General features: G+C 34.5%; 20 protein-coding genes and 1 pseudogene. 15 read left to right on the top strand and 6 right to left on the bottom strand.

Annotated elements, in window-relative coordinates; genetic code table 11:
* From C0512_RS09695 to prmA, 4 genes and pseudogenes are all read right to left on the bottom strand, one after another.
* Window positions 1-228 (bottom strand): annotated as a pseudogene (locus tag C0512_RS09695) (lysoplasmalogenase); the annotation flags it as partial.
* Window positions 229-1,467: a sterol desaturase family protein gene (locus C0512_RS09700; RefSeq protein WP_367160826.1), complete on the bottom strand. Its 1,239-nt coding sequence runs from the start codon at window positions 1,465-1,467 to the stop codon at window positions 229-231.
* A 45-nt stretch (window positions 1,468-1,512) separates the two neighbouring features.
* On the bottom strand, window positions 1,513-1,788 hold the full coding sequence (locus C0512_RS09705) for an ATP-dependent Clp protease adaptor ClpS (RefSeq protein WP_290861015.1): 276 nt from the start codon (window positions 1,786-1,788) through the stop codon (window positions 1,513-1,515).
* Window positions 1,789-1,809: 21 nt separating this feature from the next.
* Window positions 1,810-2,643 (bottom strand): 50S ribosomal protein L11 methyltransferase, encoded by an 834-nt coding sequence (prmA, locus tag C0512_RS09710; RefSeq protein WP_290861017.1) that lies wholly within the window; start codon window positions 2,641-2,643, stop codon window positions 1,810-1,812.
* Window positions 2,644-2,736: 93 nt separating this feature from the next.
* Between prmA and C0512_RS09715 the strand changes: the two genes are divergently transcribed.
* The 8 genes from C0512_RS09715 to yidC all read left to right on the top strand — a co-directional run bounded on the left by C0512_RS09715 (window position 2,737) and on the right by yidC (window position 12,660).
* Entirely contained in the window at window positions 2,737-3,954 is a 1,218-nt protein-coding gene (locus C0512_RS09715) for a porin (RefSeq protein WP_290861019.1), read from the top strand.
* 95 nt (window positions 3,955-4,049) lie between these two features.
* Window positions 4,050-5,579 (top strand): glutamine-hydrolyzing GMP synthase, encoded by a 1,530-nt coding sequence (guaA, locus tag C0512_RS09720; RefSeq protein ID WP_290861021.1) that lies wholly within the window; start codon window positions 4,050-4,052, stop codon window positions 5,577-5,579.
* Between the two features lie 16 nt (window positions 5,580-5,595).
* On the top strand, window positions 5,596-6,345 hold the full coding sequence (locus C0512_RS09725) for a LysM peptidoglycan-binding domain-containing protein (protein WP_290861023.1): 750 nt from the start codon (window positions 5,596-5,598) through the stop codon (window positions 6,343-6,345).
* 29 nt (window positions 6,346-6,374) lie between these two features.
* A complete protein-coding gene (locus C0512_RS09730; RefSeq protein ID WP_290861025.1) occupies window positions 6,375-8,267 on the top strand; it encodes a LysM peptidoglycan-binding domain-containing protein in 1,893 nt (630 codons plus the stop codon).
* Window positions 8,267-8,668 carry an OsmC family protein gene (locus C0512_RS09735; protein ID WP_290861027.1) on the top strand — a complete coding sequence of 134 codons (402 nt, stop codon included), beginning with the start codon at window positions 8,267-8,269 and terminating at the stop codon, window positions 8,666-8,668. Before C0512_RS09730 ends, C0512_RS09735 begins: the two co-directional genes overlap by 1 nt.
* Window positions 8,669-8,734: 66 nt before the next feature.
* Complete coding sequence (locus C0512_RS09740; protein ID WP_290861029.1) at window positions 8,735-8,965, top strand: DUF3820 family protein; 231 nt, start codon at window positions 8,735-8,737, stop codon at window positions 8,963-8,965.
* A 149-nt stretch (window positions 8,966-9,114) separates the two neighbouring features.
* The gene (locus C0512_RS09745) at window positions 9,115-10,734 is read left to right on the top strand and encodes a CTP synthase (RefSeq protein ID WP_290861031.1); all 1,620 of its coding nucleotides are present in this window, start codon (window positions 9,115-9,117) and stop codon (window positions 10,732-10,734) included.
* Between the two features lie 33 nt (window positions 10,735-10,767).
* Entirely contained in the window at window positions 10,768-12,660 is a 1,893-nt protein-coding gene (yidC, locus tag C0512_RS09750; protein WP_290861033.1) for a membrane protein insertase YidC, read from the top strand.
* Between the two features lie 463 nt (window positions 12,661-13,123).
* Here the strand turns inward: yidC and C0512_RS09755 are convergent, their stop codons facing one another.
* Complete coding sequence (locus C0512_RS09755; RefSeq protein WP_290861035.1) at window positions 13,124-14,059, bottom strand: fasciclin domain-containing protein; 936 nt, start codon at window positions 14,057-14,059, stop codon at window positions 13,124-13,126.
* Window positions 14,060-14,289: 230 nt separating this feature from the next.
* Complete coding sequence (locus tag C0512_RS09760) at window positions 14,290-15,660, bottom strand: alpha/beta hydrolase-fold protein (RefSeq protein ID WP_290861037.1); 1,371 nt, start codon at window positions 15,658-15,660, stop codon at window positions 14,290-14,292.
* A 148-nt stretch (window positions 15,661-15,808) separates the two neighbouring features.
* On the opposite strand from C0512_RS09760, the gene C0512_RS09765 reads away from it, so the two are divergent.
* The 7 genes from C0512_RS09765 to C0512_RS09795 all read left to right on the top strand — a co-directional run bounded on the left by C0512_RS09765 (window position 15,809) and on the right by C0512_RS09795 (window position 25,617).
* Window positions 15,809-16,516: a hypothetical protein gene (locus C0512_RS09765; protein WP_290861039.1), complete on the top strand. Its 708-nt coding sequence runs from the start codon at window positions 15,809-15,811 to the stop codon at window positions 16,514-16,516.
* 46 nt (window positions 16,517-16,562) lie between these two features.
* Window positions 16,563-17,750 (top strand): tRNA 2-thiouridine(34) synthase MnmA, encoded by a 1,188-nt coding sequence (mnmA, locus tag C0512_RS09770; RefSeq protein WP_290861041.1) that lies wholly within the window; start codon window positions 16,563-16,565, stop codon window positions 17,748-17,750.
* Between the two features lie 26 nt (window positions 17,751-17,776).
* Window positions 17,777-19,387 carry a S8 family serine peptidase gene (locus C0512_RS09775; RefSeq protein ID WP_290861043.1) on the top strand — a complete coding sequence of 537 codons (1,611 nt, stop codon included), beginning with the start codon at window positions 17,777-17,779 and terminating at the stop codon, window positions 19,385-19,387.
* A 23-nt stretch (window positions 19,388-19,410) separates the two neighbouring features.
* Window positions 19,411-20,349: a nitronate monooxygenase gene (locus C0512_RS09780; RefSeq protein WP_290861045.1), complete on the top strand. Its 939-nt coding sequence runs from the start codon at window positions 19,411-19,413 to the stop codon at window positions 20,347-20,349.
* A gap of 130 nt (window positions 20,350-20,479) precedes the next feature.
* Window positions 20,480-22,006, top strand: coding sequence for an AraC family transcriptional regulator (locus C0512_RS09785; protein WP_290861047.1), 1,527 nt, complete (start codon window positions 20,480-20,482; stop codon window positions 22,004-22,006).
* 4 nt (window positions 22,007-22,010) lie between these two features.
* Window positions 22,011-23,156, top strand: coding sequence for a hypothetical protein (locus C0512_RS09790; protein ID WP_290861049.1), 1,146 nt, complete (start codon window positions 22,011-22,013; stop codon window positions 23,154-23,156).
* 154 nt (window positions 23,157-23,310) lie between these two features.
* Window positions 23,311-25,617, top strand: coding sequence for a T9SS type A sorting domain-containing protein (locus C0512_RS09795; protein ID WP_290861051.1), 2,307 nt, complete (start codon window positions 23,311-23,313; stop codon window positions 25,615-25,617).
* Window positions 25,618-25,676 lie beyond the last annotated feature (59 nt).

A 25,676-nucleotide genomic window follows, 5' to 3' on the forward strand; every position in this document is an offset into this window, starting at 1 on the left:
GCCTTGATTAGCAAATAATAATACAACATCTCCAATCCAAGAAAAAAATAAAGCACTTATTAATAAAGGCTTAAACTCCATTTTCCCTGAAAGAAAAACAGAGATAGAGAGCAATGGAATTATAAAAGGTTTTAACCACCACGCAATAGTTTCAAATTCAATTAAAACGAGTCCTAAATAAAGAAGTGAAAAAATTAAAAAGACAATAAGGGCTGTTTTTTTAGTCATTTATTTGGAATATTGCATCGAATAGTCATCAGGAAATTCATTGTTCACAAAATAGAGCGTGATGAAAAAGGAAATAAAAAAATAAATCATCAATATATAATTGCTCCATTCAGAAATTGCTAGAAGCCCGAACCAATCTTGGTAATAAATGATGATGCCAATTCCAAATAAAATTCTGAAACCTTCCCAAAACATCGCATTCGGATTGGTGTCCATTAATTCAGTTGTGCTATAAATTGTCAGAAAAATAAAAGCACCATACAAAAACAAATTTGGTAAGGGTATAGTAGCAATATTTGCAAACATATAACTCACAAAACCCAAAGTAATGAACAGTTGAATAATGGACCAATTTCTTAATTTTAAGGAATGAGTAGGATTGTATTTTTCAAAATTATAAACATTCTCAATTTTGTCAATAGGATATTTTTCTTCAAATCCTTCCGGTCTCCAACCCGTAGGCATAAACCAAATTCTAAATTTGTCTTTCCAACTTTTGGCATGCCAAGCATCTTTACAAAGTAACCAAAGGTGTTGAAAGTTAATTTTGATTGGGTTCCAAGTTTGTGCCGGTCTTGTAATTCCATAAACCGGAGGAACAGCGGCTAATTCTTCTTGAAAAGTTCCAAACCATTTATCCCAAAAAATAAAAATTTGTCCGTGATTTTTATCTAAATATTCTTTGTTTATTGCATGATGTACCCGATGATGAGATGGTGTGACAATTATTTTTTCCAGTATTCCTAATTTCCCGATATGTCTGGTATGATACCAAAACTGCAAAAACAAATGCAAAGGAAGAACTATGGAAATCACCATGGCAGGCACTCCTAAAATGGCCGCGGGAAGTAATAAAAAGGTAAATAAATTGACAAAGGAAGAAATAGATTGTCGCAAAGCACAGGATAAATTAAATTCTTCGCTACTGTGGTGAATGGCATGTTTATTCCAAAATATATTGATTTGATGTGCCCAACGGTGTGTCCAATACCCATAAAAATCAATCACAAAAAAGGCAATAATATAAATTATGACCGAATTTTTCATTGTCAATAATGCAAGGTTTGAAACCATCCATTCATAGGAAAGTATCGAAATACTGATTCCTAAAACATCTTTTACTGAATTGGTAATTCCGGAATTCAAACTCGATACAGTATCCATCAGTGGAGCCGTATCATTACCCTTTGAATAACCATATATTTTTTCAATTACGATGAGTAAAAGAAAAATAGGCATAGCGATAACAAGTATTTTTCCGTATTGTTCCAAAAAGTGTAAAGATTAAATTATTTCCGCACTTAAACCTGCTTCTAACAATTGGGTACATTGCGGTTTTAATTCGTCAAATGCCCCGGTTTTAACCGTACATTTTCCTTTGTAGTGAACTAAAATGGCACATTGTTCCGCTTGTTCACTAGTATGATTGCAAACACGAATCAAGGTGTCTATTACATGATCAAAAGTGTTTACATCATCATTATACAAAAGAATCTCATTATTTATAACAATGAGCTCTTCTACTAATACTTCTTCTTTTACTTTTTCAATTGTATTCATATAACTACTATCTAATTCTAATTAAAGCAAATATTTTAAACTAACCCAATTATTACGTTCAATGGTTTTTTCTAATTTTAAATCAAATTTTGAACAACATGCGTCAATGGCAGGTATATCTTCATTATAAAAACCACTCAAAAATAATAAACCTTTAGCATTTAAACAACTAGCATATAAAGGAATATCGTTTAAAAGAATATTTCGATTGATATTAGCAATAATTACATCATATTTTTTACCCTTCAATAAGGCAGCATCTCCTTCAAAAACGGATACATGAGAACAGTTATTCCGCTCTGCATTTTCAATAGAGTTTAAGTAACACCAATTATCAATATCAATTGCGTCAATAGGTTTTGCTCCTTTCATTTCAGCTAGAATGGCTAAAATAGCAGTTCCGCAACCCATATCGAGTGTTTTTTTATTTACTAAATCTGTTTCCAGCAAATGTTGAATCATCATGTGAGTTGTTTCATGATGACCGGTTCCAAAACTCATTTTAGGCTCAATTACAATATCAAATTCAGCATCAGTTTTTGGGTGAAATGGTGCTCTTACGTGGCATTTTCCATCCACATCAATAGGATCAAAATTCTTTTCCCATTCCTCGTTCCAATTCACTTGCTCAATTTCTTCCACAGTGTAGGAAATTGTAAATTCCGGTGAAGTCAATAGGTAGATGTCGTCTAAAATTGTTGGAGTCCAAAGGTCTTTTTGTACATAGGCAGTTACGCCAAATTCTGTTTCTAAAAAGCTTTCAAAAGGTTTTTCGCCAAGCTCGGCAACTAAAATTTCACAACCTAATTCTTTTGGTTCTACTGTGAAATGATACCCTAAATATATATTTGACATTTTTATGTTTTTTGCAAAGGTAACAATCCCTTAACAAAACTTTTACATTACAAAAATTAAATTACTTTTGTCCTACAAACACAACTATATTTTATGAAAAAATTTTTACTACTAATTGCTTTTTTTATATCCATGAGTTCTTTCGCACAGGATGTAAAATTCAGCACAAAAGATAACGATATTAAATTAGCCTCGTTACCTTATTATAATTACGGTAGAGGACTTGGTCTTACTTCACCGGATAGTATTTTTCAATTTAACATTCGGTTTAGAATGCAAAACAGAATGACTTACTTGCAAGATGATGAGGGAGAAGAAGCGTTTGAAGGCCAAATTCGTCGCCTTCGTTTGCGTTTTGATGGTTATGTGGGAAATCCGAAATTTTTATATGCGATTCAATTGTCCTTTGCTCCGGGAGATGTTGGACCTGTTCAAGACGGGGAAAATATTAATATTATTCGGGATGCGGTATTGTTTTACAGACCGAATAAACATTGGAGTGTTGCTTTTGGACAAACTAAATTGCCTGGAAACAGACAGCGTGTCAATTCATCGGGAGCATTAGAATTAACAGATCGATCAATAAACAATGCCCGGTTCAATATTGACCGTGATTTTGGTTGGCAAGGTTTTTTCTTAAATGAAAAGAAAGATAAATTTTCATATAACTTAAAAACAGCAGTTAGTACCGGTAATGGTCGAAATGTAACTAAAAACCCGGATGATGGATTTGCCTTAACCGGTAAAGTTGAATTATTTCCATTAGGGGCATTTACAAAAGACGGAACTAATTTTGAAGGTGACATAGTTAGAGAACAAAAACCAAAATTATTGCTTTCCGGAGTCTTTCACAGAAATGTAAAAGCCCGATTGACACAAGGACAATTAGGGGCTGAATTGTATGAAAAGAAAACCATGGAATCTGTTTTTGTTGATGCGATGGTTAAATATAATGGGTGGGCTTTTATGTCTGCTTATATGAACAGAACTTCAAACGATCCAATTGCTGTTAATCCCGATGATGCTACTCAGTTTAATTATGTTTATGTAGGTCATGGCATGGATTATCAATTGAGTTACATTTTTTTAAATAAACTGGAAGTAATTGGCAGGTTTTCGAATCAAAAAGTAAATGATGATATTTATATGTTTACACCAAATTCTAAAGTCTACACATTAGGATTAACTAAATATATTTGGGAACATGCCTTTAAACTTCAAACAGAAGTTACGTATGATGAACTTTCCTATTTCAACGGAGATGTTAAAAATAATTGGTTTGTTCGTTTCCAAATTGAAATCGGAATTTAAGTAATCACAATACAAAAACAATGAGAGGTTGAATTTTTATTAAATTTAACCTCTTTTCTGTTTTTCACTTTCCAAGAATATCCCTATTTTTGCCCATGCAACACAACGTACTTATATTAGATTTCGGTTCGCAATACACACAACTTATTGCGAGAAGAGTTCGGGAATTAAACATATTCTGCGAAATTTTTCCTTACAACCATGTTCCTGAAGACTTATCCAGTTTTAAAGCAACTATTCTTTCGGGAAGCCCTTTTTCAGTTAGAGCTGAAGATGCACCCCATCCTGATTTGTCCCAAATTCGTGGTAAAATGCCATTATTAGCCGTTTGTTACGGTGCACAATATTTAGCTCATTTTGATGGAGGTGAAGTAGCTCCTTCGAATATTCGTGAATATGGCAGAGCTAACTTGAGTTTTGTAGATGATCACGACCCCTTTTTTGAAGAAGTTGCTCTGAATAGTCAAGTTTGGATGAGTCACAGCGATACCATCAAAAAATTACCAACTAACGGCGTTCGTTTGGCAAGCACTAAAGATGTTGAAAATGCGGCTTATCGAATAGAGGGTGAAAAAACCTATGCGATTCAGTTTCATCCGGAAGTTTATCATTCGTCAGATGGAAAGCAAATGTTAGAAAATTTCTTGGTCAGAATTGCAGAAGTTCCTCAAAATTTCACTCCGAATGCATTTGTTGAAGAAATTGTAGCCGAATTACAGGAAAAAATAAAAGACGACAAAGTTGTTTTAGGTCTTTCAGGGGGAGTAGATTCTACTGTGGCCGCAGTTTTATTGCACAAAGCCATTGGGAAAAATCTCTATTGTATTTTTGTGAATAACGGTTTGTTAAGAAAAAACGAATTCCAAAATGTATTAGACCAATATAAAGGAATGGGCTTAAACGTAAAAGGAGTAGATGCTGCCGACCGCTTTTTAGACCAATTAGAAGGAATCGAAGAACCTGAATTGAAAAGAAAAACCATTGGTCGTGTTTTTATAGAAGTTTTTGATGATGAAGCTCATCGAATTGAAGAGGTGAAATGGCTTGCTCAAGGCACTATTTATCCTGATGTTATTGAATCAGTTTCCGTAAAAGGACCTTCAGCAACAATTAAATCGCATCATAATGTAGGCGGTTTACCGGATTTTATGAAGCTTAAAATTGTTGAGCCATTACGAATGTTGTTCAAAGATGAAGTACGTAGAGTAGGAGCAACACTAGGAATTGATCCCGAATTATTGGGAAGACACCCTTTCCCAGGGCCAGGATTATCTATCAGAATTTTAGGTGATATCACAAAAGAAAAAGTTCGTATATTGCAGGAAGTTGATGCCATTTTTATCGAAGGTTTAAAATCCCACGGCCTTTATGATAAAGTGTGGCAAGCCGGAGCCATATTGCTTCCTGTGAATAGTGTAGGGGTAATGGGTGATGAACGTACTTATGAAAAAGTAGTTGCTCTAAGAGCCGTTGAGTCGACTGATGGAATGACTGCAGATTGGGTACATTTGCCTTATGATTTCTTAATGAAAATTTCAAATGAAATTATAAATAGAGTAAAAGGCGTTAATCGGGTGGTCTATGATATCAGTTCAAAACCACCGGCAACAATTGAGTGGGAATAATTTAAGTTATTTAAAAATGAAGAAGTTTTTGTTTTTTGCAATGTTCTTGCTAGCCTCCCAAATCACTTTTTCACAAACCGCTATTAAACCCGGAATGAATGCAATTAATCACAAAGTTGCACCCGGAGAAACAGTTTTAGACATTTCTAAAAAGTATGGTGTTGACCCCGCAGAAATTTACAGGGCCAATCGTTTTGCTATTGATGGAATAAAAGAAGACATGGTTTTACAATTTTATGCACCTCAAAAACCATCTGAAATTGAAATTAGCACAGAAAATTATGAAGCAAAACCTGAATCTGTTTCTGCCGAAATTATACCGGTAAAGTCAACTGAACAGCCAATTGCAGTTGTTCCTATTTCTGCAAAAGTCACCAATCGAGGTTATCATACTGTTCAAAAAGGGGAAACATTATATGGATTGTCTAAAATGTATAATGTAACGGTAGATGAAATTAAAAACAACAATACCATTTTAATGAAAAACAGTTTGCAAGCCGGTCAAAAATTAAAAATTCCGGATGGCACAATTGTTGGTAATAAAGAAAAAGCTGTTGAAGTTGTTTCTAAACAAGAAAAAGCACCGATTGAACAAAATAAATATAAATCAGGTGAAATAATTACACATAAAGTAGCTCCAAAAGAAACGTTATACAGTTTAGCAAAAAAATATAATGTAACGGTTAATGATATCATCAATCAAAATGAAAAGGCATTAAAAAATGGTTTACAGGCCGGTCAGGTTTTAACAATTAAAGTCAATTAACTGCGTTTAAAAAAGCAGAACCTACATCTATGAATTCAGTATTTAAAATTACTTTTATTTTTTTGTGTGCCATAAATTCACTTTTTGCACAACCGACAAATTTTAAAAAACATACGGTTCAAAAAGGGGAAACGATTACACAAATTGCTCAAAAATATAAAGTTACTCCGTACGACATTTATCGTTTAAATCCTGATGCACAAAACGGTATTCAAGAAAATGCCATCTTGTTGATTCCTTCTACTTTATTGGTAACAAATCAAACAACTTCCGCAAAAACGCATGAAGTGCAACCGAAAGAAACTCTTTTCGGAATTGCTAAGCAATATAATATGTCTGTGGAAGAGATAGAGAAATTAAACCCTGAAGTCAAAGAAGGATTAAAAATAGGTCAACTAATTCAACTGAAACCTCAAAAAGCAAAAGCCCCAGTAGCTGAAATTAATCAGAAACAAGTTCTTTATCATGAGGTACAACCTAAAGAAACGCTTTACAGCATAGCTAAACAATATAATACAACGGTAGAAATTTTAGAAACGTTGAACCCGGCTGTCAAAAGTGGGTTATCTATTGGTCAACAGTTAATTATTGGTAACGGAAAAATTACTAAAAATGATAATGGAACTAAAGTAGAACCCAAACCAAAAGCAGTTAATTACCTAACATATGAAGTTAAACCAAAAGAAACACTATTTGGATTATCTAAAATGTTTAGAATGAGTCAGGAGGAATTAATCGTTTTAAATCCTGAATTAAAAGAAGGCGTAAGAGAAGGCATGGTCATAAAAGTTCCTGCTAATGTTTCTTTGAACAGTGGAGAAAATAATGAAATTAAAGATTTAACCAAGTCAATTTCTAATTCAGGAAGGAAAGAATTGGTATTATTACTTCCTTTTAATATTTCGACAATTGAAAGTGATACGACATTGTCCACTCAGGATCGATTGAAACGAGATGGTTTTTTGAATATGACATTAGACTTTTATTCAGGGGCTTTGATGGCTATTGATTCGGTAAAACGATTAGGATTAAATTTCAATGTGAAAATAATCGATTCTAAGGAAACAAAAAGTTCTTCGGCTATTTCATCAATTATCCGAAGTAATAACTTGGAAAATGCCGATGCAGTCATTGGACCATTCTACCCACAATATGTAGAACAAACCGCCGAACTTTTAAACGCGAGTAACGTGCCGGTTATTTCTCCATTAAGAGAAACTTCAAAATCATATTCAAATTTATTCCAATCCATGCCTCCTGGTGATTTGGTAAAAAATACCATGTTTGATTTCATAAGGGCAAAAAATGGAAATATGATTGCATTGATTGATAAAAAGAAATTGGCTTCAAAACAATATATTGAAGTCAGTCACCGCGATGTTTTTATTGCTCCACTTAATGAAAACGGCACAGTCATAGCTGATAGTATTACGCCTAGATTGGTAAGCAATAAAACAAACTATTTTATTTTAGAAACAGCAAGCACCGGAATGATATTTAGTGCTATATCTCAATGCAATACAGCTCGAACTAATGGTTTCAATGTAGAATTGGTTGTGCTGGATATTAATAGTACTTTTGAATCAGACGAAGTATTCCAAAAAATTGTAAAACAAAAAATCATTTTTCCATCCTTAACAAAATACCAGGAAACGCCTGAATCGATTCGTTTTGCGAGTAATTATAAAAAAATTAATAATGTAAATCCAAATCAATATGCCATTCGTGGTTTTGATGTAGTTTTTGATACAATGTTGCGTTTATCTCAAGCCGAAAGTTTTGAACAAACCATTCAAAATACGGCTACGGAAGGGGTTGAAAATAAATTTGATTATGAGAAAAAATTAGCATCGGGTTACACAAACAAAGGCGTTTACATAATGTATTACGACGAAGATTTAACCGTAAAAACAGCAGAATAATGACTTCTAAAGTAACATATATAGGAGAATTACGAACAACTTCCATTCATCTTCAATCGGGAACAGAAATTTTATCAGATGCTCCTAAAGATAATCACGGTAAAGGAGAAGCTTTTTCGCCAACTGATTTAGTAGCCAACTCATTAGCTACTTGTATGATTTCTATCATGGGAATAAAATCAAAAGATTTAAACGTTGATTTATCGGGTTCTACGGCCGAAGTAACAAAGATTATGCAAGCAGAACCAAGAAAAATCGCCAAAATTGAAGTTGTTTTTAACATGACAATTGCTCCTGATGATAAAACAAAAATCATTTTAGAAAGAGCTGCCATGACTTGTCCCGTTCTATTGAGTTTACATCCTGACATAGAAAAAGAAATTACCTTTAATTGGAAATAATTATCTGTTGTCTATTAATAGAAGGCTGACATCCTATTAACCAACAACTGGCAACATACATCATTGATGGACGACCAACAAAAAATTCTTATCAAATTAGCCCATACTAAAATGCCTTTCGGTAAGTATGAAGGTTATTATTTGATAGACCTTCCTGAATATTATGTGGTATGGTATCACACAAAAGGTTTTCCAAAAGGAACATTAGGAGAACAACTGCAATTGATTTATGAGCTCAAATTGAATGGATTAGAAGAACTTGTTCGAACCATTCGTAAAAAATTTCCAAAACCATAGTTTGACTTTGCGTTTTATCTTTTAAAAATTTATTTTTCACTGCGATTAATTTTCAATTTGATAAATTATAATCGTATTTTTGCCCCGTTTTAAATTGAGGTAAACGATTTCGATTTACACACACAACTACAACTACAAACAACAACACAATGAATCAAACAAAGTATATTTTTGTTACCGGCGGCGTGACTTCTTCCTTGGGAAAAGGAATTATTGCGGCTTCGTTGGCAAAATTGCTGCAGGCAAGAGGATATCGAACGACAATTCAAAAGTTTGACCCTTACATCAATGTAGACCCGGGAACGTTAAATCCCTATGAACACGGAGAATGTTATGTTACTGATGATGGAGCAGAAACCGATTTGGATTTAGGTCATTACGAACGTTTTTTAAACGTACCGACATCACAAGCAAATAATGTAACTACCGGAAGAGTTTATCTTTCTGTGATTGAAAAGGAGCGAAGAGGTGAGTTTTTAGGTAAGACCGTACAAGTTGTACCGCATATTACCAACGAAATTAAAGAACGCATGCAATTGCTGGGCAATTCTGGCGATTTTGACATTGTAATTACTGAAATTGGTGGAACTGTGGGTGATATTGAATCATTGCCTTATATTGAATCAGTCCGTCAATTGTTATGGGAATTAGGTCATGAAAATGCAATTGTTATTCATTTAACCTTAATACCGTATTTAGCGGCAGCCGGTGAATTGAAAACAAAACCAACGCAACATTCTGTTAAAACATTGATGGAAAGTGGTATACAAGCCGATATTTTGGTTTGTCGAACTGAACATGAATTATCAGATGAGTTACGTCAAAAATTAGCTCTATTTTGCAATGTTAAACGAGAAGCAGTTATTCAATCAATTGATGCCTCAACCATTTATGATGTTCCAAATTTGATGCTAGAAGAAGGTTTGGATAAAGTAGCGTTGAAAAAGCTTAATTTGCCTGAAAAAGCAGCACCAGATTTAAAGCAATGGAATGATTTTTTGTTTAAATTAAAAAATCCAAAACATACTGTAAATATTGGTTTAGTTGGTAAATATGTAGAGTTACAGGATTCGTATAAATCAATTTTAGAAGCCTTTATTCATGCTGGGGCAGCAAATGAAACGAAAGTGAATATTGTGAGCGTTCATTCTGAGCATATTGATAAAACAAATGTGGCAGAAAAATTGAAAGATTTTGATGGTATTTTAGTAGCTCCCGGATTTGGTGAACGTGGAATTGAGGGGAAAATAGAAACAGTTCGTTACGTTCGTGAGAATAATGTTCCGTTTTTCGGAATTTGTTTAGGAATGCAGATGGCTGTAATAGAATATGCTCGAACGGTTTTGGGATATACTGATGCCAATTCAACCGAAATGAATTCTCAAACCTCACATCCGGTGATAGATTTGATGGAAGAACAAAAAACGATTACTGATAAAGGTGGAACGATGCGATTAGGAAGTTGGAAATGCAACTTGGAACCTAATTCATTGGCTCACAAAATTTATGGCAAAAGCCAAATAGCAGAACGTCATCGTCATCGTTATGAATACAATAGTGGTTATCGTGATCAGTTAGAAAATGCAGGATTAAAAGCAAGTGGTATCAATCCGGAAACCGGTTTAGTTGAGATTGTTGAAATCGAAAACCATCCGTTTTTTATTGGCGTTCAATACCATCCGGAATATAAAAGTACAGTAGCAAACCCTCATCCAATTTTTGTTGGATTTGTAGAAGCTGCGGTTAAGCATAAAGCAGTTTCAAACTAATTTGAAACATTGAACTAGAAACAATTAATTTAAATGGAAGAAAAAAAATTAGACGTTAACTCCATCATTGGCTTCGGATTAATATTCGTAATCCTAATTTGGGTAATGTACAACAGCCAACAAAAAGAAGCTGCAGCACAAGTTAAAAAAGCTCAACAGGAACAAGTAGAAGCCAAGGCAAATCCAACACCAACAAAAGTAGTTTCTAACACTGAACCTGAAACTCAAAAACCGGTTTCTGATTCTGTTCAGGTGGCTCAGTTAAAAAGCAGTTTAGGTTCTTTTGCTTATTCTGCTACACTTCCCTCTGCAAAAGCTGCTTTTACAACTATTGAAAATGAATTAGTTCGTTTAAAAATTGCCAACAAAGGTGGGTATATCGTTGAAGCGGAAATAAAACAGTTTGAGCAATTCACGAAAGATTCCGGTAAAAAAGTTCAACTTATTAAAGACGGAAATGCCAATTTTAATATTGAATTAAAAACCAATGATAACCGCACTTTAAATACGAAAGACTTATTTTTTGAACCGGTTTTAACCAAAGAAGGAACTAATCAAGTATTAACACTTCGATTGAAAGCCGGGAATACACAATATTTGGAGTATCGTTATGTGTTGAAACCAAACGAATATATGCTTGATTTTGCTATACGTTCTCAAGGTTTGAATACAGTTTTAAATACCTCTAATCCATTGAATTTAGATTGGAGTATCAAAACTTACCGAAATGAGAAAAGTGTATCGTATGAAAACCGTTATACTGAACTTATTTTTGAATATGAAGGAGGTAAAGATGATTATTTAGGTCAAGGAGAATCAAAATCAGATGATCCGGTTGATGTTACCTATATTGCTTTTAAACAACATTTTTTTACTTCGGTTTTGATGACTGATACAGCTTTTGAAAAAGCAGTGGTTGTTTCTGAAAATTTAGTAAAAGACGAAGAAAAAGATACTTTATTCACCAAACAATTCAAAGCTACTGTTCCATTAGCCTTTAAAAATGGGGAAGTAAACTATAATATGAATTGGTATTATGGTCCGGCTGATTATCATATTTTAAATGCTTATGATAAGAATTTAGATGAAATTGTGCCATTAGGATGGGGAATGTTCGGATGGATAAACCGTTATATTTTTATACCTACGTTTGATTTTCTGATTGGATTTTTACCTTTTGGAATTGCCATTATTGTATTAACAATTATTGTTCGTATAGTCATGTCGCCTTTTACATATAAATCCTATCTTTCTCAAGCTAAAATGAAAGTATTGCGTCCGGAAATTCAAGAATTGACAACAAAATTTGCGAAAGACCCGATGAAAAAGCAACAGGAAACAATGAAATTGTATTCTAAAGCGGGTGTTAATCCGATGGCAGGTTGTTTACCGGCGGTGATGCAAATTCCGGTGTTTTATGCTTTGTTCAGTTTCTTTCCATCAGCAATAGATTTGAGACAAAAAAGTTTCTTGTGGGCAAATGACTTATCCTCGTTCGATTCGGTTATTAATTTACCGTTTTACATTCCTTTTTATGGAAATCACGTGAGTTTGTTTCCAATTTTGGCTTCCATTGCTATTTTCTTTTATATGAAAATGACAACAGGAGATCAGGCGATGAGTGCTCCACCACAAGAGGGTATGCCGGATATGGGTAAAATCATGAAAATCATGATTTATATTTCACCTCTAATGATGTTGTTTTTCTTTAATAATTTCGCTTCCGGTTTGAGTTTGTATTATTTTGTATCGAATGCCATTACCATTGGAATTATGTTAGTGATTAAAAACTACATTATTGATGAAAATAAAATTCATGCTCAAATTCAAGAAAATAAAACAAAGCCGAAAACTATGAATCGTTTTCAACGAAAAATGCAGGAAATGATGGAAGAAGCAGAAAAACAAAAGAATTTGAAAAAGTAAAGTACAAAGAAAAGCTCCGAAATTATTTGGAGCTTTTCTTTTTTACATTAATTTGCATTTACCCGTTAGGGATATTTAATTTTTCTTATCGTTAGTTTAAGCAAATCGTTAAACTCTGCTTGACTAAGTATTTTTTACATGAAGTCTTCTAGTTCCGTTCTATATTCCTTTTCATATTGGCTTTATGCACATTATTAAAAATCGTTCAATAAAAGTAACGAGTTAAAACTAGCAATAAAATATTTTCAAATCAAGTTAGTGATTTAAAACTGCGTTATTGATGAAATGAAAATTCACGTTCAAATTCAAGAAAATATAATAAAACAGAAAATCATGAATCGTTTCCAACGTAAAATGCAGAAAATTATGAAAGAAATATAAAAACAAAAGAAATTGAAAAAGTAAAGTACAAAAAAAAGCTCCGAATAATTTCGGAGCTTTTCTTTTTCATAGCAAATTTTATTTAGTCAAAAGAAGGTATAAGTACATTACCTAAAACGTGAATAACACCATTCGCTGCTTGTACATCTACTGCAACAATATTTGTAGTTCTTCCTGCTTCGTCAATTAACTTAGCACCACCGGCCAAACTAACTTCTAAAAGACCTGATTCTAAAGTTGTGATTTCTTGACCATTAGTTAGCGATGAAGATAATACATTACCATTGGCAACATGATAAGTTAACACAGAAGTTAATTGTTCTGTTGTTAATGTTCCTACAACACCAGGAAGTTCAGCATCTAAAGCATCAAACGCAGCATTTGAGGGTGCAAATACTGTAAATGGCCCTGCACCGGATAAAATTGATACAAAATCAGGTTGACCTGCTGATGTCAAAGCACCTACTAAATCACTGAAGTTTGGATCTGCAGTTGCAAAAGTTACAATTGTTGGCAATCCAATTACAGCATCAACCACATGAATAACTCCGTTTGAAGCTGAAATGTCTGCTGAAGAAACTGATGATACTCCATTTAAGCGAACTCCATTTGCTGTGCTTACATACATTTCTAAATTGCTTCCATTTGCCACTCCATTGTATGTAGCTAAAGTTTGAATGTACCCAGTAGATAATTGTGTTGATAATACTTTACCACTCACAACATGATTTAACAAAATTTGAGTCAAAACTGGTACTGGTACGTCATTAACGTTTGCACCACTCAAAAAAGTTGTAAAGGCAGCATTAGTTGGAGCAAATACGGTGTATTCTCCTGTTCCGTCTAACACAGCATCAAGACCTGTTCTTTCTAAAGCTGTAACTAAAGTACTGAAATCTGGATTTGCTGCTGCAATATCCGTAATAGTTTGAGGTGCAGGAGTCGAATCGTCATCGCTACAAGCTACCATTCCAATCGCCAAAAAGGCAATCATTGCAAATTTTTGAAACTTTTTCATATTTATTGATTTAATTGTTCGGTACAAACATATAAAATATTTTTTAATATTGTTTAACTTATGTTTAAAAAAATAAAACAAAAAATAGTGAATAGCGACAAAAAAAATCTTTCAAAGACACCAATAAGTTCTATTTTACAGGTATTTTGAAAGATTTTTACAAAAAAATAAAAATGAATATTTTGTTTAACTTTAACAAAAATTTAATAAACAATATTGTGAAATTGTAGCTAATTGACAACAATTTTCAAAGCCATTTCCTTTGCCTTTAAAATATAAATACCTTTTTTTAGGGTATCCGGTAATATGTTTATTCCATTAATGATGTTTATGGATGCAATTTTTTGTCCTGTCATTGTATAAAAATCAAACGAAGTGTTCTCCTCAATTCCTTCTACCCATATTTTTCCGCTTAAAATTTGAAGGATAACAGGTTTTTTGAGTTGCTGTGTTTCAATTGACAAATTTTCATTCATAAACAACCATTGGTAAGCTGCACCAAATTCACCACGCCAATAGTTTTCAGAATGGGTGCCATAAGCATCAATCTTTGTAAGGGTGTTAGCTGATGACAGACCATTATTTTGCATTGTTGTTCTTATAGTTGTAATGTTTTGAACCATGGATGAGGATTCATTTTGTCCGGCTACAAAATAGATACGGTGGTTCAATAAATTTGGAGTGCTGCTAAGATAGTTGTTCAGTTCTGGCATAGCGAACCAATATGCTGGACTGAATGAACCAATTTTTCTAAATGAATTAGGAAATTCACAGGCACCATAGGTGGAAATGAATGCTCCCATCGAGCTTCCAATTAGAGCATTCATTTCCGGTTCAGGCCGTGTCCTGAAATTTTCGTCGATATAGGGTTTCAATGTTTCAGCTATAAATTGCATGTATTCATCACCTTGACCACCACCATAGGCAGGGTTAACCCAAGGTGAATATTCATTTAAACGTTCATTGCCTCCATTATCTATACCAACTACGATAGCTCCAAAATCACCTTGTTCAAATAAGGTGTTTAATGTTTCATCTACTTGCCATTCGCCTGAGAATGAAGTGAGGTTGTCAAATAGGTTTTGTCCGTCTTTCATATATAAAACCGGATAATTTTTGGTTGATGAAAAATAATCAGGGGGTAGATATAACCAAATTCTTCTATTGCGATCCAATTGAGGTATATAAAAGTTTGGACTCAAAATCTGTACATTTGAAGCGGCAGTACTATTGTTTCCTCCGGTTAGGTCTTCCCAAGATTGAATAAACAGCGTTATAGTTTGTGGAGAACCTATGAAGGAAAAAGTTCTGTTTGGCAGATACCCTCCGCTTGCATTTCCTTCAACGGTAGACCAACTTCCCCTTGTAAACTTAAACTCTACCGTTCCGTTACCCTCTGGAATGATGAGTTGATAGGCTCCAAATCCGTCCGGTTGCATAATTGAATTACTATCACTAGGATTCCAAGAGTTAATATTTCCTGCTAAATAAATAGTAGCACCGGCAGGAGTATTTCCGGGAATAGATGTAATTCTCAAGGTTACTTGGCCATAAATTAGAATGGACAAAAAGCAAAATAGAACAAGAAGAAAATTTTTCATAGCTTTGAGTAGTAAATGGTATATCTTCAAATTTATGAATTTTCAATCATAATATAGCTTCTGATATACTATTTTTGAACTTGTTTAGTTTTACAATAAAGAAAAAAACACTAATTCTATGGTTATTCGGTTTTCAAAAAAAATAGTTATGATTATCTTTTTTATCAGCTCAACAATTTTTGCTCAGGAAAAGTTCAATCAATTGGATGAAAAAGGCAACAAACACGGACCTTGGAAAGGAGTATATGAAGACACAAAGTACACAAAATACGAAGGTCAGTTTGAGCATGGAAAAGAAATAGGTGTTTTTAATTTTTATGACAACACAAAAGTAAAAAAAATCATTGCAACTCGTGATTTTACTGCAAATGATGGGTCTTGCTATACCATTTTTTACAATGGAAAATTTAAGGTAAGCGAAGGAAAGTTAGTCAATAAAGTATACGAAGGCGAATGGAAATTTTACCATTTAAAATCGGATACGATTATGAATGTAGAAAACTATAAAAAGGGAAAACTTCACGGTACTAAAAAAGTATTTTATAACACCGGTCTTTTGGCTGAAGAATCAAATTACAAAGAAGGTTTAAAAGAAGGACCTTATAAAAAAGTAGCTGAGAATGGGGTGGTGTTAGAAGAATCAAATTATAAAAACAATGAATATGACGGGCCCGCAATTTTTAGAGAAGCTGCCGGCGATAAATATTCAACAGGTCAATATAAAAATGGCAAATCCGTTGGAAAATGGAAATTTTATGAAAAAGGAAAATTGGTAAAAACAGAAAACCGAAGCGAACATAAACGAGCCAGACCAAAAAGTAAAAACCCTCAAACCAAAGAAAAGTTAAAGAATTAAAAAAATATAAGTGTAAATAATACCTTTGCCTTCTATTTTAATGTGTATGAAAAGAGTTATAGTTGGTTTATCCGGCGGAGTAGATTCCAGTGTAGCAGCCTATTTGTTGAAAGAACAAGGCTATGAAGTCATCGGTTTGTTTATGAAAAACTGGCACGATGATTCCGTGACCATTTCTAATGAATGTCCTTGGTTGGAAGATTCTAACGATGCTCTTTTGGTTGCCGAGAAACTCGGTATACCTTTTCAAACCGTTGATTTAAGCGAAGAATATAAAGAACGTATTGTAGACTATATGTTCAAAGAATATGAAAATGGTCGTACACCAAATCCCGATGTGCTTTGTAATCGAGAAATTAAATTTGATGTGTTCATGAAAATCGCCCTCTCTTTAGGGGCTGATTTTGTTGCAACAGGTCATTACTGCCGTAAAGCTATAATTGAAAAAGACGGAAAAGAAATCTATCAATTGCTTGCCGGAGTAGACGATAACAAAGATCAATCTTACTTTTTATGTCAATTGTCTCAAGAACAATTGGCTAAATCATTATTTCCAATTGGCGAACTGACAAAACCACAGGTTCGTGAAATTGCAGCTCAGCTTGATTTAATTACCGCAGAGAAAAAAGATTCGCAAGGGTTATGTTTCATCGGAAAAGTACGTTTACCGGATTTCCTGCAACAACAATTGAAACCTAAAGAAGGAAATATCATCGAAATAGATGTAAATGACTCCATATATAAGCTGGAACAACCCACCTTCGCTGATGCAGAAGACCAACTTGAATTTGAAGCAGAGCCATTACATTATTTGCCTACCATGGGTAAAGTAGTGGGAAAACACCAAGGAGCTCATTATTTCACAATTGGCCAACGGAAAGGCTTAAACGTGGGAGGAACCAAAGAAGGATTATTTATCATCGCTACCGATGTAGAATCAAATACAATCTATACCGGACAAGCACACAACCATCCTGGTTTATTCCGAAAAGCATTAAAAATTGAACCAAATGAAATCCATTGGGTTCGCGAGGATTTACGATTAAAAAACGGCGAAAAAATGGAAGTTTTAGCACGAATCAGGTACCGTCAAGCTCTTCAAAAAGCAACTATTTATCAATTTGACAGTGGACTTTATATGGAATTTGAAGAACCTCAATCGGCCATCACTGCCGGACAATTTGCCGCTTGGTATATAAAAGATGAATTAGTTGGTTCCGGAGTAATTTCGTAAATTGGTACACTTATAATCAACAAGCTATGAAAAAAAGCTACTTTTTATTATTATTGTTTTGCTCTTTTTCCGCGATTTCGCAAGAAGATGCTTGGGTTTATTTTACCAATAAACCAGATGCCGATTTCTTTTTGCAAAACCCCTTGGAAATGCTTTCTCAACGAGCCTTAGACAGAAGAACTACCCAAAACATTGCATTGGATTTGTTGGATGTTCCCATTGCAGAATCCTATAAAACACAAATTGCTGCTCAACCCGGCATCACAATTATGGCCCAATCCAAGTGGATGAATTGTTTGCACATAAGAGGCACTCAAGGAGCAATTGAAGCATTAAGTTCTCTACCGTTTGTTAGTTCAATTCAGTTTGCTAATCCAACCTTGAATCAAAGTGGACGCATGGCTAGCACCAATAAAGAGGCAACAGTAACTAAAAACCTCGACATTCAGGTTGATTTTTCTTACGGAGGTTCATTTAATCAAGTTCAAATGTTAGGAGGCGATTTACTTCACCAACAAAATTTTACCGGTAACGGTAAAATAATAGCGGTAATGGATAATGGTTTTCCGGGTGTAAACACTACACAACCTTTTCAACGTTTACGGGACAATAACCTCATTTTAGGCGGTTATGATTTTGTCGACCGTGATGAAGATGTTTATGACGGTGGAACTCACGGAACTATGGTGCTTTCCACCATGGGAGGATATAAAGAAGCTGAGTTAGTAGGTACCGCTCCAGATGCAGCCTACTATTTATTTAAAACCGAAGCCAACACCTATGAAAACCCCTTGGAAGAATCCCTTTGGGTGGAAGCTGCAGAATTAGCAGACAGTTTAGGCGTTGATGTAATCAACACGTCTTTGGGCTATTCTACTTTTGATAATCCGGCTTATAATTATTCGTATGCCGACATGAATGGAATTACCACTTTCATTGCTCGGGGTGCTGATTTAGCTTTTTCACGAGGAATGATTTGTGTTTCCTCCGCCGGAAATTCAGGCAACAGTTCATGGCTATATATTTCTACACCTGCAGATGCAATTAATACCTTAACCGTTGGTGCCGTGAATGCCTCCGGAGTTTATGCTTCGTTTAGTTCTATCGGTCCTTCTTCGGATGGACGAGTAAAACCCGATGTAGACGCTCAAGGAGTTTCTTCTACGGTTGCAACGTCAAATGGATCGATAGCTAATGCAAACGGAACTTCTTTCTCCGGACCAATTACAGCCGGAATGGTAGCCTGTTTATGGCAAGCATTACCAACTAAAACCAATGCAGAACTTATTCAATTGGTCAAAGAATCTGCTCATCTTTACCAAAATCCAACTGCTCAATTAGGGTATGGAATTCCGAATTTCAATGCGGCCTTAATTAATGCTTTAGCCGTAAACGATTTTGAAACTACTCCTTTTGTGGTCTACCCAAATCCGTTTCAAGATGAAATTTCAATTGTCTTAGCTAACAAGTTTGAAAAGGCTCAAATGGAATTATTTTCAATGCTGGGTCAAAAAATAAAAACATTTTCGGTTTCAGGTCATCAAACAATCGATGTGACTGAGGTGGCTTCCGGAATTTATTTTTATCAAATCACAGCAGGAAACAATACCTTCAGCGGTAAACTAATCAAAAAGTAAAACGAGACCGGCACAGAGTTAATATGAACAAAATTACTCAACTTTTCAACATACAATACCCAATCATTCAAGGCGGAATGATTTGGAATAGCGGATACAAATTAGCAAGTGCTGTCAGTAATGCCGGTGGACTCGGACTCATCGGAGCGGGTTCCATGTATCCGGAAGTACTGCGGGAACACATCCAAAAATGTAAAAAAGTAACCTCAAAACCTTTTGGAGTAAATGTACCTATGTTGTATCCCAACATCGAGGAAATCATGGAGATTATTGTCGAAGAAGGTGTAAAAATAGTCTTCACTTCAGCCGGAAACCCAAAAACGTGGACTTCTTTTTTAAAAGAAAAAGGAATCACTGTTGTTCATGTGGTCAGTAGTTCTAAGTTTGCCTTGAAAGCCCAAGAGGCTGGGGTAGATGCTGTAGTTGCCGAAGGCTTTGAAGCCGGAGGGCACAACGGACGGGAAGAAACCACTACGTTGACTTTGATTCCAATGGTGAAAGAACAAATTCAAATTCCACTTATTGCCGCCGGCGGAATTGCCACCGGTCGTGGCATGCTCGCCGTAATGATTCTTGGAGCAGACGGCGTTCAAATAGGAAGTCGTTTTGCTGCTTCCACAGAAAGTTCGGCCCATACTGATTTTAAACAAACTATTCTCGAAACGAAAGAAGGTGATACCCAAGTAACATTAAAAGAATTGGCTCCCGTACGTTTAATCAAAAACAAATTCTACCAAGACATACAGGAATTATATACCAAATGTCCTTCAACCGAAGAACTCAAACAACTATTAGGAAGAGCCAGAGCTAAACGTGGCATGTTTGAAGGCGACCTCGTCGAAGGGGAACTGGAAATCGGTCAAATTGCCGGACTGATTCACGAAATCAAACCCGTAAAAGAAATCATCGAGATCATTATTGACGAATTTGAAATTGCCAAAAAAGAAGCAATTCAGTTATGATTTTTCAAGAGTGATGAATTAAACATTATTCACAAGATTTGTTCGTTTTTTTGTTTTCCTGATGATTGCCTCCCTCATTAACTGTTTTATAAACCAAAATAAATTATTTTTGTGTATAATATTAATGGGAATGCATAAAAAACTTCTCTTTTTACTGCTTTTTTTTAGTAATATTACTTTTTTATTTTCTCAAAAAAATGAAGAAGTAGGTGTTCTTTTTCAAAAATCGGAAGAAGCTTTGTTCAGAAATCCGGAACAATGTTTAAAAATCACGAACCATATTGTTCATAATTCAACCACACCAAATGAATTAGCTCAAGCCTATTTATTACTTTCTAAAAGCTATTTCACTTCCGGAAAATTTATGCTTGCAGCTGAAAATATCCTTTTAGCAAATCAACAGGCAGAACAATCCTCTGAAAAAGATATTTATATTGAATCTCTTTTGTTTTCCTCAGAAATATATAATTTTTTAGGACTTTATGAAGTGGCTAATCAACAAATTGAGAATGCCAAAAAGGTAGCTCAAAAAGATAAAAAATTAACGGAAAGAGTAAAAACATATTTATATTTCAACACTCCTGATAATAAACATAAAAGGACGGATAGTAATCTTACTAATGAATTTAACTATTCTTTTTTATCTAAAGGAACGATTCAAACTCAACTTGCCACGGAATACCTTAGCCAATCAAAATTTGATTCCGCCTTGGTTTATTTTCAAAAAAGTATCGATAACAACAAAGAAAATAATGTAGGGAACTACTGGGAAATGATTACGGCCTTGCATTTCAGCAACTATTTCTTTGCTAAAAAAGAGTATCAAAATGCAATTGAACAATTAAACCTGGCTATTGAGAAAGGGAAGTTGTTTTCAAATGATTATTTTCAAGAATCTATATATAAAAAGCTATCCGAAAACTATTTAGTCACGGATAATATAATTAAATACCGAGAATTCAATCAAAAAGCAATGACTGCTGGCAGTAATGTTTCTACAGAATTGACCTTAGCTACAAATTATGTAATAGAGCAATTGCACAAAGTAAATGAAGAAAAAATAGACAAAGCGAAATCCATCCAAAACAATATAAATTGGATTTTAGCCTCTATTGCCTCAGTTTTGCTATTGGGATGGCTCTTTATGAAATGGCTTTTTGCAACCAGAATTCAATACATGACTGACATTATCAGCTATTTAAAACTTATCCATAATTCTGAAACTAAAATAGAAACCAATGAAAGAGTATTGTTAAAGAGTATTCCTAAACCAAAGGAAATCGAAGAGCTTCTGCTAACAAAATTAACCAAGTTTGAAACAGGAGAAAAGTTTTTAAACAAAGACATGTCGTTAGCTCTTTTAGCCTCACAATTGGATACCAACACAAAATACCTCTCGGAAGTAATTAATAAATATAAAGGAAAAAATTTCAATGTCTATATTAATGAATTGAGAATCAATTACATCGTTTCAAAACTCAAAACCAATCCGATGTATTTGAATTATAAAGTAAGTTATTTAGCTGATGAATGTGGCTTTTCATCTCACAGTAGCTTTTCAACCGTATTTAAAAACTCTACCGGAATTAAACCCAATGTTTTTATTCAATTTTTAATGAAAGACAGAAATGAAAACAATAAAAGCAGTGCTGCCTAAATAAATGAAAATAGCTATCTCAATAAAACTTGGTTTAGTGTTGTTTTTTACAACAGCGATGGTTCAACCATGTCTTGCTCAAACAAGCATTGACAGTTTATTGAATGTTGGCAATTTTGAACTCTATGAAAACCCTAATAAAGCCATCAATATAGGTATAAAAATACTCAATGCTAAAGAGTGTACTGACGAATTTGAAATCGAAGCACTATTGCTAATTTCAACAGCATATTCTTCTAAACGCAATTATGAAAAGTCACTTTCATATGCCACAAAAGCATTAAATGTGCTTCCTCAAATTAATGATGATGCGTTTAAAGTTAGAGTCTACAATAGAATCGGGCTTCAGTACCAACAGTTAAAAATGTATGATAATGCCCTTCTTTATCTCGATAAAGCCCTGCAAATTGCTACGGATTCTAAACAGAAAGAGAATTTCGATAAATTAATCGGATTTAATTATGCCGGAAGAGGCTTTATTTACAGAGAACAAATGAGCTGTGATATTGCTCAGAATTATTTCAATAAATCACTCTATTATTTCAAAAGAAACCTCAAAGCACCTCTTATGAATGCTAATTTGAGTATCATTTCATATAACAAAGGAAATTGCTTCATTGCTTCCAATCAAATAGATTCTGCGAAAATCAGTTTTAACCAAGCGATTGATTTTTCAAAAAAAATTGAAGCCAATAGTCTGGAAGCATTTGCCTATAAAGGTTTGGCAGAAGTACATACTAGTGAAGGAAATTATTCGCTGGCCATTAAACAGCTGACTGATGCTTTAAAAATTGCTGAAAAGGTGGGAGACCTTGTTCTAAATGAAGGAATCTACAAAGGGTTAGCCGACAATTACCTCGCCGTGAACAACCATGAATTGTATCATAAGTATGTCTTGAAATACAATGAAATTAAAAATAAAACACACGATGCGGAAACAAAAACAATTAACCAATTAATTGTTCAGGATGATAAAGAAGCTTCGATTAAAATCGAACAGCAAAAAGCCTCTGCTTTATATTATAGAATTCCGCTTATCAGTTTAATAGTTTTACTGATAGGCCTCTGCTTTTTTGAATATTTCAGCTATAAAAAGAAGTATAAAAAACTCAAAACAGATAAATTTAACATGGAAAAACAGTCTTCCTGACGACCGTTTTAAATACGAACTGTTTTTGTTGTAAATAATTATAATTCAATATTTTAAAAGTTATTTTTACTTTCAAAATTCATGAATTTTAAAAGACTTCTTTTTTTTTATATTGTGTAAAGCAATATTTTAGCCTTGTCAAAAAATAAACAACATGAGAAAAATTACTTTATTTGCTTTTTTTGCATTTTCTTTAAATGCAACTAATTTATTTGGCCAGTTTTTGGTTAAAGAATCATTTTTTGAAACTACCGGAGTTTCAAACATAGGGACAGTTTCCGGATATGAATCGCAAACCGGTCCTTATATTATTTGGAATCCAGATGCAAATACAACACAATACATCGGTGGAGTAGCTCCAGGTAATGGCGTTGGAGGTTCAGCAGAGTTTTCAAATGATGGCAACTTTCTTTCCGGAACCAATATGATTGATATGCCTATATCGACAGATTGGCAACGAAACATTCTAACCGATTACAATTATATTTTTAGAGGTATTGAATTCCCGGAGTCTCAAGATTTATTCGGCTATGCAGTGGGACAATCACTAACTTATAACGGTAACGGCATTGTTTTACGAACTACAAACGGCGGACAAACATGGGGAGCCATGTGGGTTGATGACCAACAAAGAGGTTTGGAAGCCATGAGTTTTCCAACTTTTGGAACGGGATATGTGGGTGGTTTTAATCACTACTTCGCTAAAACTGAAAATGCAGGCTGGGATTGGACAGAATTAAATCCTGGCGGAACTGACAATGTATATAAGTACACGGCCATCGAATTTGCTGATGATTTAAATGGAGTTGTTGGTGCACAGTTAGAAGATGGAGCTGCTGTTTATCTAACGGCTGATGGTGGTCAAACTTGGACGGCCGCTAGCGGGTTAGCTGCCATTCCTTATAAAATTGATTATGTTGGTGATGGAATATACTTCCTGGTAACTAATGGAGGGGATATTCAAAAATCAATTGATTTTGGGGCTACTTGGACAACAGTTTATGCTGATTCAAATGCATTGCTTTTAGGAATAAGATTTTTTAATTCGATGATAGGAATTGCAACAGCTGAAACGAATATAATTAAAACTACTGATGGTGGAGCAACTTGGACTTCTTCGCCGATTGTACCTGGTGTAACTGATGGTGTACTTTGGAGAGACATTGCATGGGAAAATAATGATCATCTTATTTTAGTAGGAACACCTGATGTGATTTTCGAATCTTTTGATGCAGGTTCAACGTGGACATGGGGAAATCAGGCTATTTTTAATGGTGACCCTGCTTTATACGAAATTGCAGTAACTCCGACAAGTATTCAAGTGTGTGGTTCGCAAGGAAATTTTTATAAAAAATCCTTAATTTCTTCCACGCCAGTTGCTCAAATGGCGAGATATAGCGTTGAAAATGATCAATGGACTGATTTAGGAAGTCTTGGTTTTCAAGTGGACGGAACAACCAGTGGTGGATTCAACATTTCCGGTGACGGTTTAACCGTAGTAGGAAATTCTTGGGCAAATCCTTCTAACGGTAACGGAACATCGCCTTATGCTCATGCAGTGGCATGGTCTGCAACGGAAGGTTTAATGGATTTAGGAAGTTTACATGCCTCTATAAATAGAAGTTCCAGAGCAAATGCCGTAAATAACGATGCTTCAGTTGTGGTTGGTTACCAAGATTTTAATGGACCTTGGAAGTCGGCTGTATGGCGTAAAAATCCTGAAGGTGGTTATTTCCCGAACGAGTATATTTTAATCGACCCTGCTGGAGACCCAACAGATGAGTACAATCAAATTGGTGAATGTTCTGCCGTTTCCGGAGACGGTAACTGGATTGGAGGATATGGTGACTATGCAAATGCTGACGAACCTTGGATTTGGAGTGAAGCTACCGGTGTTATTAATTTAGGAACCCTTGGTGGTGCAGGAAGAGTTTCTGCCATCAACAACGATGGTAGTGTAGTAATCGGATGGTTTGACAATGGTTTTTGGGATCCTCAAGTTCCATTTATTTGGACTCCTACAGAGGGTTTACAAAACTTAAACAACTATATCACGGAAACCTTAGGGTACACCATGGGTAATAGTCCTGTTTATATTCCTAACAATATATCTGAAAATGGAAAATACATAGTAGGGTGGGGTTATGATCCTACCGTTGGTGAATGGGGTGATACATTTACCTTCCGTTTGCAACTGCCTGATGGCTTAGGGGTCAATGAGGTTGCTCTTAACAATACTGTAAGCGTTTATCCAAACCCGGTGAAAGACATACTGAATATTTCTTCAAAAGAACTAATCAGCAACGTGCAAGTATACAACGTAAGCGGTCAACAAATTTTGACTGAAAAAGCAATAAATACAATCACTAAAATTGATTTATCTTCTTTAAGCAGTGGAGTATATTTTGTAAAAACGAGCTCTGCAAATGCAAGCAAAACAATCAAAGTGATTAAACAATAAGTAGAAAGTAAGTTTTTTTATTATATAGTTTTTATTCAAAGCGAAAATCCCGAAGCCAA

Source organism: Flavobacterium sp., from assembly GCF_013822155.1.
Lineage (GTDB): Bacteria > Bacteroidota > Bacteroidia > Flavobacteriales > Flavobacteriaceae > Flavobacterium.

Bases quoted from the DNA above. Each gene is read 5' to 3' on its own strand.
- C0512_RS09740 (WP_290861029.1), top strand. From the start codon at position 8,735: ATGGACGACCAACAAAAAATTCTTATCAAATTAGCCCATACTAAAATG.
- C0512_RS09755 (WP_290861035.1), bottom strand. From the start codon at position 14,059: ATGAAAAAGTTTCAAAAATTTGCAATGATTGCCTTTTTGGCGATTGGA.
- yidC (WP_290861033.1), top strand. From the start codon at position 10,768: ATGGAAGAAAAAAAATTAGACGTTAACTCCATCATTGGCTTCGGATTA.
- C0512_RS09765 (WP_290861039.1), top strand. From the start codon at position 15,809: ATGATTATCTTTTTTATCAGCTCAACAATTTTTGCTCAGGAAAAGTTC.
- C0512_RS09775 (WP_290861043.1), top strand. From the start codon at position 17,777: ATGAAAAAAAGCTACTTTTTATTATTATTGTTTTGCTCTTTTTCCGCG.
- C0512_RS09745 (WP_290861031.1), top strand. From the start codon at position 9,115: ATGAATCAAACAAAGTATATTTTTGTTACCGGCGGCGTGACTTCTTCC.
- C0512_RS09735 (WP_290861027.1), top strand. From the start codon at position 8,267: ATGACTTCTAAAGTAACATATATAGGAGAATTACGAACAACTTCCATT.
- C0512_RS09700 (WP_367160826.1), bottom strand. From the start codon at position 1,467: ATGCCTATTTTTCTTTTACTCATCGTAATTGAAAAAATATATGGTTAT.
- prmA (WP_290861017.1), bottom strand. From the start codon at position 2,643: ATGTCAAATATATATTTAGGGTATCATTTCACAGTAGAACCAAAAGAA.
- C0512_RS09780 (WP_290861045.1), top strand. From the start codon at position 19,411: ATGAACAAAATTACTCAACTTTTCAACATACAATACCCAATCATTCAA.
- mnmA (WP_290861041.1), top strand. From the start codon at position 16,563: ATGAAAAGAGTTATAGTTGGTTTATCCGGCGGAGTAGATTCCAGTGTA.
- C0512_RS09760 (WP_290861037.1), bottom strand. From the start codon at position 15,660: ATGAAAAATTTTCTTCTTGTTCTATTTTGCTTTTTGTCCATTCTAATT.
- C0512_RS09705 (WP_290861015.1), bottom strand. From the start codon at position 1,788: ATGAATACAATTGAAAAAGTAAAAGAAGAAGTATTAGTAGAAGAGCTC.
- C0512_RS09795 (WP_290861051.1), top strand. From the start codon at position 23,311: ATGAGAAAAATTACTTTATTTGCTTTTTTTGCATTTTCTTTAAATGCA.
- C0512_RS09730 (WP_290861025.1), top strand. From the start codon at position 6,375: ATGAATTCAGTATTTAAAATTACTTTTATTTTTTTGTGTGCCATAAAT.
- C0512_RS09725 (WP_290861023.1), top strand. From the start codon at position 5,596: ATGAAGAAGTTTTTGTTTTTTGCAATGTTCTTGCTAGCCTCCCAAATC.
- guaA (WP_290861021.1), top strand. From the start codon at position 4,050: ATGCAACACAACGTACTTATATTAGATTTCGGTTCGCAATACACACAA.
- C0512_RS09785 (WP_290861047.1), top strand. From the start codon at position 20,480: ATGCATAAAAAACTTCTCTTTTTACTGCTTTTTTTTAGTAATATTACT.
- C0512_RS09790 (WP_290861049.1), top strand. From the start codon at position 22,011: ATGAAAATAGCTATCTCAATAAAACTTGGTTTAGTGTTGTTTTTTACA.
- C0512_RS09715 (WP_290861019.1), top strand. From the start codon at position 2,737: ATGAAAAAATTTTTACTACTAATTGCTTTTTTTATATCCATGAGTTCT.